This window comes from Dechloromonas hortensis, assembly GCF_009469765.1.
Classification (GTDB): domain Bacteria; phylum Pseudomonadota; class Gammaproteobacteria; order Burkholderiales; family Rhodocyclaceae; genus Azonexus; species Azonexus hortensis.
Map to the genome: position 1 here is coordinate 1 of NZ_SSSQ01000013.1, position 15,432 is coordinate 15,432.

Genomic DNA, 15,432 nt, shown 5'->3' on the forward strand with positions numbered 1-15,432 from the left:
TGATGGTGAAGGTGACCGTCCCGGCCGCTTCGTCGATGATGACATCGCTGCCCAGGTTGAAGACCGGACGGTCGTCGATCGGTGCCGAGGGCGGCACGGGATCGCCGGGCAGCGGGGTCGGGTCGGGGACCGGGGTCGGCGTACCGGCTGTACCATCATCGACGATGGTACCGACGCCACTGGCCAGCTGGCTACCGCCGACAAAGCTGGCGTTCAGCGTAAAGGTTTCCGGACCTTCATAAACCTTGCCCGGTTCATCGACACCGGTCGGAATGCTGACATGGTAGGTCGTGACGCCGGCCGGGACGGAAATCTGCCCGCCGGCCCCTGCCTGCTGCCAGGTCAGGCCGCCGTCGAAGGAAACCTGCACTCGGTTGATGACGTCGACACCAAGCGTGGCATCGGCGTCCGTACCGGTTGCGGTATTGCCCAGCGCCAGTTGCATAAGCGTCGGTGCGGAATAGGATGAATCGAGGGTGACGGTGAAAATCGCCTGAAAGCCCTCGGCGACCGTCACGCTATCGACGGCAATGGCCGGAGTGTAGGTCGCGCTATTGTTCGCGACAAAGACATTGCCGGCGACATCTTCACCAGTGACGCTGGCCTGAACCACCTTGTCGCCATCGGCGGCGAGATCGCTGCCCGGAACATCGATCGCATAGGAGAGATCAGCCTTGACGATGCCGGTGAACTGCTTGCCGTTGATCGTCAGCGTCACCACGTCGCCCGCTTCGGCATCACCACCGACCTTGCCGCTGACGGTAATCGTGCCACCGGCTTCAGCAGTGGTCAGGATGCTGTCGGGCGTGATCGGATCGACGCTGATGGTTCCGGCGGCCTGCGTATCGATCGTTGCCTCGACCGAGGCTTTCGCTGAGTTACCGGCAGCATCGGTGGCGGTAACGTCAAAGCTGACCGGGCCGTCAGCTAGCGGCTTGGTCGGCGTGACCGTCCAGACGCCAGTCTCGGCCACCGTGGTCGTCATGACTTCGCCGGTCGGGCTGAGCACGGTAATGGTCGCGCCCGGCGTGCCGGTACCGACCAGAGTCGGCGTATTGTCATTGGTAATGGCATCGCCCTTCAGGGCGCTATCCGAGGCCGCATCGAGATTGGCCGTAACGGCGATGGCCGTCGTGCTGCTTTGCGCGATCTGGGCCGCACCACCATCGATGGTCTCCAGCGGCCGGCCACGTTCGGTCGAGAACTGGAAGGCCAACGGATCGACCGTTTCTACAACCCGCAGAAACTCGACGAAGGTATGACCTTCGTTGCCGCCGGGGCCGGCCACGCCGGCCGCCGGGTCTTCCAGCAGTTCGTCGAGGTCACCGCCCGCGGTCAGGGCCTTGGCTATCTTCTCGAAACCCTTCTGGTTATTGACCACTGCGCTATCGGTGGCGTCCGGTTTGACCGGTGCCGCCACTTCAGCATCCAGTTTGGCCACTTCGCCCGGACGCACCATCATGTCCCGCCCGTCAGCCAGGCGCAGCATCACGTGCGCTCCTTCGCCGGCAACCACGCTCTCGCCCTCGCGAATGACATCCCCGACCTTCAGGCGACGCAGATTTCCAGCGCTGTCGCGCGCGAAGGCTTCACCACTGAGGGCGGATACTTGGGCGATTACTTGGGCTTGGGCCACGGCAAAACTCCAGACACTATTAGCAATGGCAGCAGTGTAGGAGTCCGACCGGGGATCGGCTATTGAACCAAAGTACAGTCCGCCGGGTAAAGCGTGAATTAATTCACGCCAACAATCAGACGGTCAGGCCGTTGACCCGGACCGACAATTGCAGGCGATCGCGCAAACTCAGTTTCTCGAAGATCGCGCCGAGGTGTGCCTTGACCGTTCTTTCGGTAATCGAAAGCTGGCTGGCGACTTCCTTGTTGCTGGCCCCGCCGGCAACCAGACGGGCAACCTGCACTTCGCGCTCGGAAAGCAGTTGCGCCCAATCGTCCCGCTTTTCTTCCCGTGAGCGCTGGCCGAGCGTGCGTGCCGTACTGCCCACCAGTTGCCGCAACAGCGACTGCCCCACCCACAAGCCACCGTTGCCGACGACAAGCGCCACCTGCCGCAGCACTTCGGGTGCGGCATGGGTATTGCAGCACCCCGCTGCGCCAGCCTCCAGGGCCTTCATGACAATAGCATCGCTGGGCTCGTCACAGAACAGGACCAGCGGGTAGCGCGGCGCCCCATGAATGGCGCTGAGCACGTCATCCATGGCCTCCCCCGAACGCAGCCGACACCAGAGGATGCCTGGCTCGCCACCCGGGATGTTCGAAACTTCGCTACGCGACAGAATCCGTGCCGTCGGCATGGCTTCCTGCCACGACGCCAGCATTTCTGCTTCCCGATCAAAAATCCAATGCTGCATCAGCGCTCCGTCATGGCAACGCTCTTGGCGCGCAGTACAGGTTTCAACAAATAGGCGAGGACACTTTTCTTGCCGGTCAGAATATCAACCTCGGCCACCATACCGGGAATGATCGGCAGATTGGCATCGCCAAAACCCGGCTTATTGGTGCGCACCCGCACCGTATAGAAGGCATTGCCTTTGTCGTCCATCACCGTATCGGCACCGATATGCTCCAGCGTTCCGTCCAGACCGCCGTAGATCGAGAAGTCATAGGCGGTGAATTTGACGATGGCCGCCTGACCGGGACGCAGGAAGGCGATGTCGCGCGGCTGAATACGCGCCTCAAGCAACAGCGCATCCTCGAGCGGCACGATTTCGATCATGTCCTTGCCGGGCTGGACGACACCGCCCACCGTATTGACCAGCAGACGCTTGACCGTCCCCTTGACCGGCGAACGGATCGACGACTGCTTGACCCGGTCCGACAGTGCCACACTGCCTTCGGCCAGGCTGCTCAGTTTGGCGCTGGTTTCCGACAACTCCTTGCCGGCATCGTTGCGGAAAGTCAGTTCGACTTCCTCGACCTTGCGATGCGCCTCGTTGATCGCCGCCTGAATACGGGTGATCTGGGCCGAGGCCATGTCCCGCTCGCCCCGGTAGCGTGACACGTCGCGCTCCAGACGGAGCAGTTCGACTTCGGAGACCGCCCCGGAATTGATCAGCGGCCGGGTGACATTCAGCTCCTTCGAAGTCAGATCGTAGCCCTGCGACGCCTGCGCCCGGCGGGCCTGCGCTTCATTCAATTCCTGCTGACGCTGCGCCAGTTGCTGCCGGGCAATCGACACCGCTGCCGTCATCTCGTCACGCTTGGCCTCATAGAGCAGGCGCTCCTGCTCGACGATCTCGGGCGCTTCCTTGAGGACATCGGGCGGCGGCACGAAAGGCTTGGCATCGGACATCGCCTTTAGCCGGGCAGCCCTGGCTACCAGCCCGAGGTATTGCGCCCGGTTTTCCTTGACCGAAGAAACGAAGCGGGTTTCATCGATCTTGACCAGCAACTGGTTGGCCTGAACAACCTCCCCTTCGCGGACCAGTATCTCGGAGACCAGGCCACCATCGATACTCTGTAAAACCTGAACCTGCTTGGACGGAATAACCTTGCCCTCGCCCCGCGTCACTTCGTCGAGCTGCGCCACCGCAGCCCACAAAACGAAAACGGCGAAAACGATACCGATCGAGCGCAGCAGCACGCGAGCCCGCAACGGCTCTTGGCGCAACATGGCAAGGTCGGCGTCGGTAGCGAAATCGACGACCTCGATTTCTTCCTTGTTCGGCAGCCGGCCGAGCACCTTTTCGACATGCGGCGCGCTCTTTTGGGCAACCCCCTCCAGCCAGGCATGTACTCGGCTGATCACGGTTTTCAGGCGGCTCATGAGGCTCTCCCGATACGGCCGCTCTGCAGCGCCTGGATAACCTGGTCACGCGGCCCGTCGGCGACCACCCGGCCGTCATCGACGACAATGACCCGGGTTGCCAGGTCGAGCAGGCTGTTGCGATGCGTCACGATCAGCACGGTCTTGTGGGCGCCCGCAATCTTCAGGCGTTCCTTGAACTGCTGCTCAGAGGAAAAGTCCATCGAACTGGTCGGCTCGTCGAGCAGCAGGATGGGCGGGTCCATCAAGAAGGCGCGAGCAATGGCCACTCCCTGCCGTTGACCGCCGGACAGGGAGTCACCCCGTTCGCCGATCATCATGTCGAAACCGTCTGGGTGACGATTGACGAAATCGGTCAAGCCGGCCGCTTCGGCGGCCGCCATCACCGCCGCATCGTCGGCATAGGGCGCCCCGATCGCGATGTTGTCGCGCAACGTACCGTAGAACAGCGTGGTGTCCTGGGAGACATAGCCGATGTTGCGGCGCAAGTCGGCCGGGTCGAGCTGGCGCACATCGACGCCATCGACGGTGACCGCCCCGCCGGTCGGCTGATACAGTCCGAGCAACAGCTTCTGCAGCGTCGTCTTGCCCGAACCGATGCGGCCGATGACGACGACCTTCTCGCCTTCGGCGATCCGGCAGTTCAGCCCTTTCAGGGCGGCAATGGCGCTGCCCGGATAACTGAACTGAACATCGCGAAACTCGATATTGCCCTTCAGTTCGGGGCGATGGACAAACGAGGCATCGGCCGGACGCTCGACCGGGTTGGTCATGATCGTTTCCAGCGAAGCCAGCGACACCTTGGCGTTGTGATACTGCATCAGCAGGCCGACCATCTGGCCGAGCGGCGCCACGGCACGCGAGGTCAGCATGGTGCAGGCAATCAGGCCGCCCATGCTGAGCTTGCCATCGCCGACCAGATAGACGCCGACAATGATGACCACAATATTGACCAGTTGCTGCACTTCCATCGCGCCGTTGGTCGCGGCAGCCGACAGGAAGCGCATCTGGTTGTTGACGCGGGAAACGAAGGCGACCGATTTTTCCCATTTCGACTGCATGACGCTCTCGGCGCCCTGGGTCTTGATGGTTTCCAATGCCGACAGGCTTTCGATCAACGTCGCATTGCGCAAAGCGCCGGCCCGGTAGGTCGTTTCCGACAAGGCGTGCATCTTGTGCTGCAGGATGTAGGCGTAGATGACGACAAAAACGAGGGCCAGCAAGACCGGAATGATCAGTTGCCAGGAAATGATGGCAATGACGAGCACGAAGATCAGCGCGAACGGCAGGTCGATGAAGGCGGTCACCGAGGCGGAGGTAATGAAGTCGCGCACCGTCTCGAAGGAACGCAGGTTCGACGAGAAGGCGCCGACCGCTGCCGGTCGCGACTCCATCCGGACGCCCAGGACGCGCTCCATGATCTTGGCCGACAACTGCATGTCGATCCGGGCGCTGGCCAGATCGATGAAATGCCCCCGCAACAGCCGCAAGGTCATATCGACGCCGATCAGCAAGACCACGCCGAGGGCCAGCACCCACAGGGTTTCCATGGCTCGGTTGGGAATGACGCGGTCGTACACGTTCATCGAGAAGAGCGGCATGGCCAATGCCATGACATTGATCAGCAACGCCGCCCCGAGCACATCGCGATAAACCGGCCACTGCTCGGCCAGGGCGCCCCAGAACCAGTGGCGCAGCTTGATGTCGCCGACCTGCGGCGTCCGCTTGTCGAAGCGGAAATGCGGTCGGGCGAAAATGGCGATGCCGGCATAACGCCCGGCCAGACTCGTGCGCGACAGCAGCACCGAGCCCTGACCGGTTTCCGGGAAAAGCAGGCGGGCATTCTCGCCCGCCTCGTCCCAGCCCAGCAGGACACAGGCCTCTTCGCCATCAAGCAACAGGACGGCGGGGAGCAAGGCGGGATCGATCCGCTCCAGCGGTCGGCGAACCAGCTTGGCCGAAAGGCCGGCCCGGCTGGCGGCCCGCGCGAACAACGAAGGCGTCAGCGAACCATTCTCCAGCGGCAAGCCGGCGGTAAGCGCGGCGCGCGTACTCGGGCGCCCATGAATCCGGGTCAATTCCACCAGGCAATCGAGCAATGGGTCGTGATGCAAAAGGTCTTCCCGCACCCCGGATTTACCGATTTCAGTTGTCCCGCTCATTGCTTCACTCATGGCCTTGTTGTCCCGCGATCGAGCAGGATTCTATCTCCCTCCAACGGGAGTGGTTTAAAGAAATGTAAAAAAGGCGGCCTAGACCGCCTTTTTTACCCAAAAGCACGGAAATCAGGCCATCAACGGGACAATCAGGAGCGCCACAAGGTTGATGATCTTGATCAGCGGATTGACCGCAGGCCCCGCCGTATCCTTGTAGGGATCGCCCACGGTATCCCCGGTCACGGCCGCCTTGTGCGCATCGGAGCCTTTTCCACCGAAATGGCCATCTTCGATGTATTTCTTGGCATTATCCCAAGCGCCGCCGCCCGTCGTCATCGAGATGGCGACGAACAAGCCGGTGACGATCGTGCCGACCAGCAGCCCACCCAGCGCCTGCGGACCGAGGACCAGGCCGACGACGATCGGCACGGCGACCGGCAGGATGGAGGGGATCATCATTTCCTTGATCGCCGCCACGGTCAGCATATCGACAGCCCGCGAATAATCCGGCTTGGCCGTGCCTTCCATGATGCCGGGAATTTCCTTGAACTGACGGCGCACCTCCATGACCACCGCTCCAGCCGAGCGACCGACCGCCTCCATCGCCATGGCGCCGAACAGATAGGGAATCAGGCCGCCGATAAACAGGCCGATGATCACCATATGATTGGAAAGATCGAAGGTGATCCCTTTCAAGCCGGCCGCTTCCAGACCATGCGTGTAGTCGGCGAACAGGACCAGTGCCGCCAGACCGGCAGAGCCGATGGCGTAGCCCTTGGTCACCGCCTTGGTCGTATTGCCGACGGCGTCGAGCGGATCGGTGACGTTGCGCACCTCTTTCGGCAGTTCGGCCATCTCGGCAATACCGCCGGCGTTGTCGGTGATCGGGCCGTAGGCATCGAGCGCGACGACGATACCGGCCATCGACAGCATGGAGGTCGCCGCGATGGCGATCCCGAATAGCCCGCCCATCGCGAAAGCTGCGTAAATCGCCGCACAGACCGACAGCACGGGCCAGGCGGTCGACTTCATCGAAACACCGATACCGGCGATGATATTGGTCGCGTGGCCAGTCTGGCATGACGAAGCGACGTGCTTGACCGGCGCGTAATCGGTCCCGGTGTAGTACTCGGTAATCCAGACCAAGGCAGCAGTCAGCAGCAACCCGACCACCGCACAGCCAAACATGGTCATGGTGTTGATGACCGAGCCATCCGGCAAGGTAGCGCCGGCCCCGATCAGCCAGGCAGTCACCGGATAATAGGCTGCCAGTGCCAGCACGCCGGCGACAATCAGGCCGCGATACAACGCCGCCATGATCTTGCCGCCCTCGGTGGCCTTGACGAAGTAGCAGCCGACGATTGAAGCGATGATCGACACCCCGCCCAGCGCCAGCGGGTAGAGCACCAGGTTTTCGCCAAGGCCGCTCGCCGTTTTGATGATCAGCGCGGCCAGCACCATCGTCGCCACCACCGTCACGGCATAGGTTTCGAAGAGGTCGGCCGCCATGCCGGCGCAGTCGCCGACGTTGTCGCCGACGTTGTCGGCAATCACCGCCGGGTTGCGCGGGTCATCTTCGGGAATGCCGGCTTCGACCTTGCCAACGAGGTCGGCACCGACGTCCGCCCCCTTGGTGAAAATGCCGCCACCGAGACGGGCGAAGATGGAAATCAGTGAGGAACCGAAGGCCAGGCCGACCAGCGGTTCGATGACGTGATGCAGATCGGCATCCGGCCCGTTGACCGACTTCAGGAAAGCGAAATAGCCGGCCACCCCGAGCAGGCCAAGGCCGACCACCAGCATGCCGGTAATCGCCCCGCCTTTGAAAGCGACGTCGAGTGCCTTGGCGATGCCGCCGCGAGCCGCCTCGGCGGTCCGGACATTGGCCCGCACAGAGACATTCATGCCAATGAATCCGGCCGCGCCGGAAAGCAACGCACCAATCAGAAAACCGAACGCGGTCAGCCAACCGAGCTTGGGAATCAGACCGATCACCAGGAAGAGGACGATACCAACCATCGCAATCGTCTTGTACTGTCGGCTCAGATAGGCTTCGGCGCCCTGCTGGATCGCTTTGGCGATCTCCTGCATGCGCTCGTTGCCGGCCGGCAACGCGAGGATCTGGCGACTGGAAATCCAGCCGTACAGGACTGCCAACACGGCGCAAGCAAGCGCCAGTAACAACGCTGTAGACATCACTTCCCCCTCTCAGTGGCTAACGAAAAATCAGATCTTGAACTCCGGCAATTTTTTCTCGACGCTCTTGTTATTCAAACGCACATAGTCGGGCAGCCCGTCGCGATACGGCGGCGGCTCTTCGCCGGCGATCAACGGCTGCAGATAGGTACGGCAGGCATCGGTGATATGGAAACCGTCGGCCGTGATGAATTCGGCCGGCATCTTGCGTTCGACATTGGCAACGTCCTTCAGCGGCGCTTCGCCGATTCGCCAGCGATACGGCGCGTCAGCCAGGCGCTCGATGGTGGCCATCACGGCGTTTTTGCCCTGCAGGGCGAGGTCGACCGCAGCAACGCCCAGGGCATGCGCCTGTTCGACATCAGTCTTCGAGGCCAGATGGCGGGCGGCCCGCTGCAGGTAGTCGGCCAGCGCCCAGTGATACTTGTAGCCGAGCTTGTCCTTGATCAACTGCGCGACGATCTGGCCGACGCCGCCCAGTTGCGAGTGGCCGAAGGCGTCTTTCGTCCCGGAATCGGCAATCAGCTTGCCCTCGGCATCGGACAAGCCCTCCGAAACGGCGACCGTGCAATAGCCATACTGGGTAACGCATTCTTGGACGCGGGCCAGGAAACGCGCCGGGTCGAACGGCACCTCCGGAAACAGCAGGATATGCGGCGGCTCGCCGGCATTTTCCGAAGCCAGGCCGCAGGCGGCGGTGATCCAGCCGGCATGGCGCCCCATCACTTCCAGCACGAAGATCTTGGTCGAGGTACGCGCCATCGAGGCGACGTCGTAACCCGCTTCGCGGATCGAGGTCGCGACATACTTGGCGACCGAACCGAAGCCCGGGCAGCAGTCGGTCAGCGGCAGGTCGTTATCGACCGTTTTCGGGACCCCGACGCAAACCACCGGGTAACCCATCTTCTCGGCGATCTGCGACACCTTCCAGGCGGTGTCCATCGAATCGTTGCCGCCGTTGTAGAAAAAATAGCCGATATCGTGCGCCTTGAAGACCTCGATCAGGCGCTCGTACTGGGCGCGATGGTCTTCAAGGCTTTTCAGCTTGTAACGGCAGGAACCGAAGGCGCCACCCGGCGTACTGCGCAGGCGGGCAATGACCTCGTCGGTTTCGAGGCTGGTGTCGATCAGGTCTTCGGTCAAGGCGCCGATGATGCCGTCGCGACCGGCCAGGACTTTCCCGATCTTGTCGGGATGGCGGCGTGCTTCCTGAATCAGGCCGCACGCCGTGGCGTTGATGACGGCGGTGACGCCCCCTGACTGTGCATAGAAGGCATTCCTCGCCGGCATCGTTCGCTCCTTTACTTCAAGGCGTCAAAAACGCTCTTGGTAATTGCATCGACGGAACCGACACCGGCCACCTTGCGCACCTTCGGTGCCTTGGCATCGCCCTGGGCGGCCCACTTGGTGTAGAAATCGACCAGCGGCTTGGTCTGCGAGTGATAGATATCGAGACGCTTCTTGACGGTTTCTTCCTTGTCGTCGTCGCGCTGGACCAGGTCTTCACCGGTCACGTCATCCTTGCCTTCGACCTTCGGCGGGTTGAACTTGACGTGGTAGGTGCGACCGGAAGCCAGGTGGGCGCGGCGGCCGGCCATGCGTTCGATGATGTCGCTGTCCGGGACATCGATTTCGAGTACGAAATCGATCGCCACGCCAGCGTCCTTCATGGCGTCAGCTTGCGGAATGGTGCGCGGAAAACCGTCGAACAGGTAACCGTTCTTGCAATCATCCTGGGTCAGGCGATCCTTGACCATGCCGATGATGACCGCGTCCGGCACCAGGCCGCCCGCATCCATGTGCTTCTTGGCTTCCAGACCGAGGGCGGTGCCCGCCTTGACCTGGGCGCGCAACATGTCGCCGGTGGAAATCTGCGGAATGCCAAATTCTTTGGAGATGAATGTGGCTTGCGTACCCTTGCCGGCGCCGGGTGCGCCCAACAAAATCAATTTCATGGAAAGTCCCTCGGTATATGAGTCAAAAATTCTTGTTATCGGCGTTATCTGGAGCCGTTCTCTAGGAGCGAAAAATTACTCGCTATTTCAGGCCCGGTCAAACAGTTTGCGCATCCGCTCGGCATCTTCGGGCGTGTCCACACCCGGCGCCGGCGCCGCATCGATCAGGGTCACGCTGATGCGATAGCCATGCCAAAGGGCGCGCAATTGCTCGAGCGATTCGAACTGCTCGGTGGGGGCTGCGGTCAACCCGGCGTAAGCCTTCAAAAAGCTCGCCCGGTAGGCGTAAAGCCCGACATGGCGATAGGCCGGAAAATTGAGCGGCAGGGTTTCGCCGCCGTTTTCGCGGGCGAAGTGATCGCGCGCATAGGGAATCGGCGCCCGGGAAAAATAGGCGGCATCCCCGTCGGCCCGGCAAACGACTTTGACGACATTCGGATTGAAGAAATCGGCCGCCTCGCGGATCGGATGCGCCACCGTGGCGATATCCGCCCCGCTGACCGCCAGTTGGCGCGCCGTCTGGATGATCACTTCGGGCTCGATCAGCGGCTCGTCGCCCTGCACATTGACGATGATGGTGTCGCTACTCCAGCCACGCTGCTCAACCACCTCGGCCAGGCGATCGGTACCGGTCGGATGATCGGCCCGCGTCATCAGGGCGGCAACTTCATGCGCTTCGGCGGCGGCCCGCACTTCCGGATGATCGGTCGCCACCCAGATTTCCTCGGCACCGGACAGACGGGCGCGCTCGGCGACGCGGACCACCATCGGCTTGCCGCCGAGGTCGAGCAGCGGCTTGGCCGGCAAGCGGGTAGACGCATAACGGGCCGGGATGACGACCTTGAAAGCGAGGCCGGACATGCTTACTCGTCCGCGCCCAGTTGCCGCGCCTCGTCTTCGAGCATGATCGGAATGTCGTCGCGAATCGGGAAAGCCAGTTTGCAGGGTTTGCAGACCAGTTCCTTTTCGGCTTTACGGTGTTCGAGATTGCCCTTGCAAATCGGGCAGACGAGGATATCAAGCAGCCTGGCGTCCACGGAGTTTCTCCTGAATGTGTTCAATAAGGGCCGGCGAAAGCTCGGCCTCGACGGGCAAAACCCAAGTTTCACCGGCCGTAAGACCGGCGCATTTTACTGCATCCTTCTCCGTCATCAGCAGGATGCCGTCTTTGGCAAAAACCAGGTCGCCGGCGACATAGGCATGGTGATCGGGAAAGGGATGGGTTTCGCAGGCGAGGCCCAGCCCTTCCAGGGTCCGGAAAAACCGCCCGGGGTCGCCGATCCCGGCCAGCGCATAGAGCTTTTTGCCGGCCAAAGCGGCTGCTTCGCACCAACGCTGCGGCTCATCCAGACGGTAAAAATTCCCGGGCAGCAAGCGCATCGCAAAGCTCGGCACCTCGGCCGGCAGCCGCGCATCGGGCAAACCGTTGCAAATCACGGCGTCCACCGCAGCAATGCGGCTCAACGGTTCGCGCAGCGGCCCGACCGGCAAGCGCCAGCCGTTGCCGGCGCCGCGCCCATCGAAAACGGCCAGTTCCACATCGCGGCCCAGCCGGTAGTGCTGCAAACCGTCGTCGCAGAGAATGATATTGACCTCCGGCTGCGCCGTCAGCAGCGCCTGACCTGCCGCCGCCCGGTCACGGCCGACCCAGACCGGCACCCCGCTGCGCCGGGCGAGCAGGATCGGTTCATCGCCGACCTCGGCCGACAAGGCGGAAGGTGAAACGGCGCGCGGCGCCGCATTCTCGCCGCCGTAGCCGCGGCTGACAATGCCGGGTCGCCAGCCGTTTTCCTTTAATTGCCGGGCCAGCCAGATGGTCAGCGGCGTCTTGCCGGCGCCGCCGACGGTGATATTGCCGACCACGATGACCGGCACCGGCAGACGTACCGGCCGGGCCTGCCGCCGATGCAGCGCAGCCAGCCCGGCAAACAACCAGGAAAGCGGCAGCAGAAGCCACAACGCCGGCGAAAGCCGGCGTTGCTCGAACCACTGTCGCTGCAACCAGCGGGCAAACATCAACGTGGCGTCTGGGTAGCGAAGGAAATGTGCGGATAACCCGCTGTCTGCGCTGCCTGCATGACATCGACGACGCTTTGGTGGGTGGCCTTGGCATCGGCATTGATGACAATGACCGGGTCCTGTTTCGCACCGGCCGCCCGGCGCAGGCCATCGGCGATGCTCTTGATGTCGGCTGCGGTCAACGGCGATTTATTGATCAAAATCTGGCCGCTGGCGGTCACTGCGACATCGATCTCGTTCGGCGGCTCGGCCTGCTTGGCGGCATCCGCCGTCGGCAGGTTGATCTCCAGCCCGGAGAACTTGGCGTAGGTCGTGGTCAGCATCAGGAAGATGATGATGACCAGCAGGACGTCGATCATGGGAATCAGGTTGATTTCCGGCTCTTCCCGGCTCCGGCCGCGCTGAAAATTCATCGCTTACTTCCGGTCGCCGTGCATGTATTCGACGAGGCGGATGGCCTGCTGCTCCATTTCAACCACCAAGCCATCGACCAGGGCGCGGAAATGGCGCCAGAAGATCATGCTCGGAATGGCGATGACCAGACCGAAGCCGGTGTTGTAGAGGGCGATGGAAATGCCGTGCGCCAGTTGCTGCGGATTCGACCCGGTCGGCGACTGCGAACCGAAAATCTCGATCATCCCGACGACGGTGCCGAACAGGCCCATCAAGGGGCTGATCGAGGCGATGGTGCCGAGCGTGGTCAGGTAGCGGTTCAGGTCGTGCGCCACCGCGCCGCCGGACTCTTCGATCGACTCCTTCATGATTTCGCGCGAGGAATTGACGTTGCGCAGGCCGGCCGACAGCACGCGGCCAAGCGGCGAATGACGATCCAGTTCTTCGAGCAGCTTGTCGTTATTGGCGCCTCGCTTGAATTCGCCGACTGCCCGTTGCAACAGACCGTGCGGCACGACCTTGGAACGGCGCAAGGCAACCAGGCGCTCGATAATCAGCGCAACCGAAATGATGGAGGCCAGCAACAACGGCCAGATCGGCCAGCCTGCAGCCTGAACAATCGCAAACACGTGGGGAATCCTCGTTGGGAAGTTAGCCTGCGATTTTGCCTCTGGCCCGACGCCGGAGCAAGCCCCAAAAAATCCGGCCTGCCGCCGCTTATCCCCAAAAGCTGTGGATAAGTCTGTGCATGACTTGTCATCAAGTGCGCTAAACCCCATTGGGCAAAGGACTTTTCCTACTCTGCCAAAAAACAAGGCATATTATTTAAACCATTAATAATCAATAGCTTGAAAAAATTTCAATGTGTCAAGCATCGGCAATAACAAAGTCCATCGGGTTACAATCCGGCCATGCCCAATCCCGTCACGCCTGTCAGTAACTCAACGCTCAGCGTTTCCAGCCTGAACCGGCTGGTCCGCGAATGTCTCGAAGCAACTTTCCCGCTGACCTGGGTCGGCGGTGAGATTTCCAACCTGACCTACGCCGCTTCCGGCCACGTTTACTTCTCGCTGAAGGATGCCAGCGCCCAGGTGCGCTGCGTAATGTGGCGCAGCCGGGCACAACTGCTCGGCTGGCGTCTGGAGAACGGGCAAAAGATCGAAGCGCGCGCCCTGGTTTCCTTCTACGAACCGCGTGGCGAGTTCCAGCTCAATATCGAAGCCATCCGTCGCGCCGGCCAGGGCGACCTCTTCGAACGCTTCCTGCGCCTGAAGGCACAACTGGAAAGCGAAGGCCTCTTCGCCAGCGAGAGCAAACGGCCGCTGCCCGACTTCCCGCGTCATCTCGGCATCGTCACCAGCCTGCAGGCCGCCGCCTTGCGCGACGTGCTGACGACGCTGCACCGACGAGCCCCGCATCTGCGTCTTTCATTGTTTCCCTGCCCGGTGCAGGGCGAAGGGGCCGGCGAAAAAATCGCCGCCGCCCTCGGCCAGGCCAGCCTCAGCAGTTGCGATACGATCATTCTCTGTCGCGGCGGCGGCAGTATCGAGGACCTCTGGGCCTTCAACGAGGAATGCGTCGCCCGCGCCATTCGCGCCTCGGCCGTGCCGGTGGTGGCCGGGGTCGGTCACGAAACGGATTTCACCATTGCCGATTTCGCTGCCGACTTGCGCGCCCCCACCCCAACCGCCGCCGCCGAACTGGCCAGCCCGGATCGCGACGCCCTGCTCGGTCGCCTGGCCGAACTGCAACGCCAGCTCGCCCGCCGCATGGAGCGCAGCATCGCCGAGCAGCAGCAGCGCCTCGACTGGCTCGGCACCCGCCTGCTGCACCCGGCCGAACGCATCGGCCAGCGCCGGCAAGAGCTCGAGCTGCTGGCTCGCCGTCTGGGCCAGTCCCTCGGCCGCCAAATCGAGAACCAGCAACTGCGCCTGCAGACCGTCAGCCAGCGCCATGCCAAGGCCCGGCCGCAACCGGCCAAGCTCGGCGAACACCTCGGCCACTTGCACTACCGGCTACACAGCCAGCTGCGCTGGCAAATTTCTCAACAGGCCGGGAAACTAAAAGCGCTGGCCAGCGGTCTCAGCCAGCTTGATCCACATGCCGTCCTCGCCCGTGGCTATACTCTGGTCATTGCCCCGGACGGACGAGCCGTGCGCGACGCGACTCAGCTGGAAGCCGGCGACCTCCTCAAACTCAGCTTTGCCCGGGGTTCGGCACAGGCCACGGTGAATCAGGTTGTCGTCACCGACGAAGCTGTCTAGAATTTTTGTTTCACCCCTCAATACAACGGAGAATATAAATGGAACATCAACTGCCCCAGCTGCCCTACGCCAAGGATGCCCTCGCCCCGCACATGTCGGCCGAGACCTTTGACTATCACTATTCCAAGCACCACCAGGCTTACGTCACCAACCTGAACAACCTGATCAAGGGTACCGAGTACGAGAACCTCGACCTCGAAGCCATCGTCAAGAAGGCACCGGCCGGCGGCGTGTACAACAACGCAGCCCAGGTCTGGAACCACACCTTCTTCTGGAACTGCATGAAGCCGAACGGCGGCGGTGCACCGAGCGGTGCCCTGGCTGCGGCCATCGATGCCAAGTGGGGTTCGCTGGATGCCTTCAAGACCGCCTTCCAAACCTCTGCCGTCGGCAACTTCGGTTCCGGCTGGACCTGGCTGGTCAAGAAGGCTGATGGTTCGCTCGACATCGTCAACATGGGCGCTGCCGGCACCCCGCTGACCACCGGCGACAAAGCCCTGCTCTGCGTCGACGTCTGGGAACACGCCTACTACATCGACTACCGCAACATGCGTCCGAAGTTTGTTGAAACCTTCCTGGCCTCGCTGGTCAACTGGTCCTTCGTCGAAGCCAACTTCGCCTGATTTTCATCAGCTGAAAGCCAAAAACCTCGCCGCGGCGAGGTT

Annotated in this window: 14 protein-coding genes; 2 read left to right on the forward strand and 12 right to left on the reverse strand. The window is 62.2% G+C overall.

The window, feature by feature from the left end:
* From GH663_RS17115 to GH663_RS17170, 12 genes are all read right to left on the reverse strand, one after another.
* On the reverse strand, positions 1-1,636 hold a 1,636-nt coding region (locus tag GH663_RS17115), incomplete at its 3' end, for a retention module-containing protein (RefSeq protein ID WP_153132886.1).
* A 115-nt stretch (positions 1,637-1,751) separates the two neighbouring features.
* A complete protein-coding gene (locus GH663_RS17120) occupies positions 1,752-2,369 on the reverse strand; it encodes a response regulator transcription factor (RefSeq protein WP_153132887.1) in 618 nt (205 codons plus the stop codon).
* Positions 2,369-3,784 carry an HlyD family type I secretion periplasmic adaptor subunit gene (locus GH663_RS17125; protein WP_153132888.1) on the reverse strand — a complete coding sequence of 472 codons (1,416 nt, stop codon included), beginning with the start codon at positions 3,782-3,784 and terminating at the stop codon, positions 2,369-2,371. The genes GH663_RS17120 and GH663_RS17125 overlap by 1 nt, the downstream gene beginning before the upstream one ends.
* Entirely contained in the window at positions 3,781-5,946 is a 2,166-nt protein-coding gene (locus GH663_RS17130) for a type I secretion system permease/ATPase (protein ID WP_246181626.1), read from the reverse strand. Before GH663_RS17130 ends, GH663_RS17125 begins: the two co-directional genes overlap by 4 nt.
* 123 nt (positions 5,947-6,069) lie before the next feature.
* Positions 6,070-8,136, reverse strand: coding sequence for a sodium-translocating pyrophosphatase (locus GH663_RS17135; protein ID WP_153132890.1), 2,067 nt, complete (start codon positions 8,134-8,136; stop codon positions 6,070-6,072).
* A gap of 30 nt (positions 8,137-8,166) precedes the next feature.
* Positions 8,167-9,426, reverse strand: a complete 1,260-nt coding sequence (locus GH663_RS17140) for a 6-phosphofructokinase (RefSeq protein ID WP_153132891.1) — start codon at positions 9,424-9,426, stop codon at positions 8,167-8,169.
* An 11-nt stretch (positions 9,427-9,437) separates the two neighbouring features.
* Positions 9,438-10,091, reverse strand: coding sequence for an adenylate kinase (adk, locus tag GH663_RS17145; RefSeq protein ID WP_153132892.1), 654 nt, complete (start codon positions 10,089-10,091; stop codon positions 9,438-9,440).
* Positions 10,092-10,178: 87 nt separating this feature from the next.
* A complete protein-coding gene (kdsB, locus tag GH663_RS17150; RefSeq protein ID WP_153132893.1) occupies positions 10,179-10,952 on the reverse strand; it encodes a 3-deoxy-manno-octulosonate cytidylyltransferase in 774 nt (257 codons plus the stop codon).
* A 2-nt stretch (positions 10,953-10,954) separates the two neighbouring features.
* A complete protein-coding gene (locus GH663_RS17155) occupies positions 10,955-11,128 on the reverse strand; it encodes a Trm112 family protein (protein ID WP_066884049.1) in 174 nt (57 codons plus the stop codon).
* Positions 11,109-12,107: a tetraacyldisaccharide 4'-kinase gene (gene lpxK, locus GH663_RS17160; RefSeq protein ID WP_153132894.1), complete on the reverse strand. Its 999-nt coding sequence runs from the start codon at positions 12,105-12,107 to the stop codon at positions 11,109-11,111. The genes GH663_RS17155 and lpxK overlap by 20 nt, the downstream gene beginning before the upstream one ends.
* The gene (locus GH663_RS17165; protein WP_066884046.1) at positions 12,107-12,523 is read right to left on the reverse strand and encodes an ExbD/TolR family protein; all 417 of its coding nucleotides are present in this window, start codon (positions 12,521-12,523) and stop codon (positions 12,107-12,109) included. The genes lpxK and GH663_RS17165 overlap by 1 nt, the downstream gene beginning before the upstream one ends.
* Before the next feature lie 3 nt (positions 12,524-12,526).
* Entirely contained in the window at positions 12,527-13,132 is a 606-nt protein-coding gene (locus tag GH663_RS17170) for a MotA/TolQ/ExbB proton channel family protein (RefSeq protein ID WP_066884045.1), read from the reverse strand.
* Between the two features lie 282 nt (positions 13,133-13,414).
* On the opposite strand from GH663_RS17170, the gene xseA reads away from it, so the two are divergent.
* Both xseA and GH663_RS17180 read left to right on the forward strand, forming a co-directional pair.
* Positions 13,415-14,767, forward strand: a complete 1,353-nt coding sequence (gene xseA / locus GH663_RS17175; protein WP_153132895.1) for an exodeoxyribonuclease VII large subunit — start codon at positions 13,415-13,417, stop codon at positions 14,765-14,767.
* A 38-nt stretch (positions 14,768-14,805) separates the two neighbouring features.
* Complete coding sequence (locus tag GH663_RS17180) at positions 14,806-15,390, forward strand: superoxide dismutase (RefSeq protein ID WP_066884043.1); 585 nt, start codon at positions 14,806-14,808, stop codon at positions 15,388-15,390.
* Positions 15,391-15,432: the final 42 nt, after the last annotated feature.

Bases quoted from the DNA above. Each gene is read 5' to 3' on its own strand.
- kdsB (WP_153132893.1), bottom strand. From the start codon at position 10,952: ATGTCCGGCCTCGCTTTCAAGGTCGTCATCCCGGCCCGTTATGCGTCT.
- GH663_RS17125 (WP_153132888.1), bottom strand. From the start codon at position 3,784: ATGAGCCGCCTGAAAACCGTGATCAGCCGAGTACATGCCTGGCTGGAG.
- GH663_RS17130 (WP_246181626.1), bottom strand. From the start codon at position 5,946: ATGAGCGGGACAACTGAAATCGGTAAATCCGGGGTGCGGGAAGACCTT.
- GH663_RS17140 (WP_153132891.1), bottom strand. From the start codon at position 9,426: ATGCCGGCGAGGAATGCCTTCTATGCACAGTCAGGGGGCGTCACCGCC.
- GH663_RS17180 (WP_066884043.1), top strand. From the start codon at position 14,806: ATGGAACATCAACTGCCCCAGCTGCCCTACGCCAAGGATGCCCTCGCC.
- lpxK (WP_153132894.1), bottom strand. From the start codon at position 12,107: ATGTTTGCCCGCTGGTTGCAGCGACAGTGGTTCGAGCAACGCCGGCTT.
- xseA (WP_153132895.1), top strand. From the start codon at position 13,415: ATGCCCAATCCCGTCACGCCTGTCAGTAACTCAACGCTCAGCGTTTCC.
- GH663_RS17165 (WP_066884046.1), bottom strand. From the start codon at position 12,523: ATGAATTTTCAGCGCGGCCGGAGCCGGGAAGAGCCGGAAATCAACCTG.
- adk (WP_153132892.1), bottom strand. From the start codon at position 10,091: ATGAAATTGATTTTGTTGGGCGCACCCGGCGCCGGCAAGGGTACGCAA.
- GH663_RS17120 (WP_153132887.1), bottom strand. From the start codon at position 2,369: ATGCAGCATTGGATTTTTGATCGGGAAGCAGAAATGCTGGCGTCGTGG.
- GH663_RS17135 (WP_153132890.1), bottom strand. From the start codon at position 8,136: ATGTCTACAGCGTTGTTACTGGCGCTTGCTTGCGCCGTGTTGGCAGTC.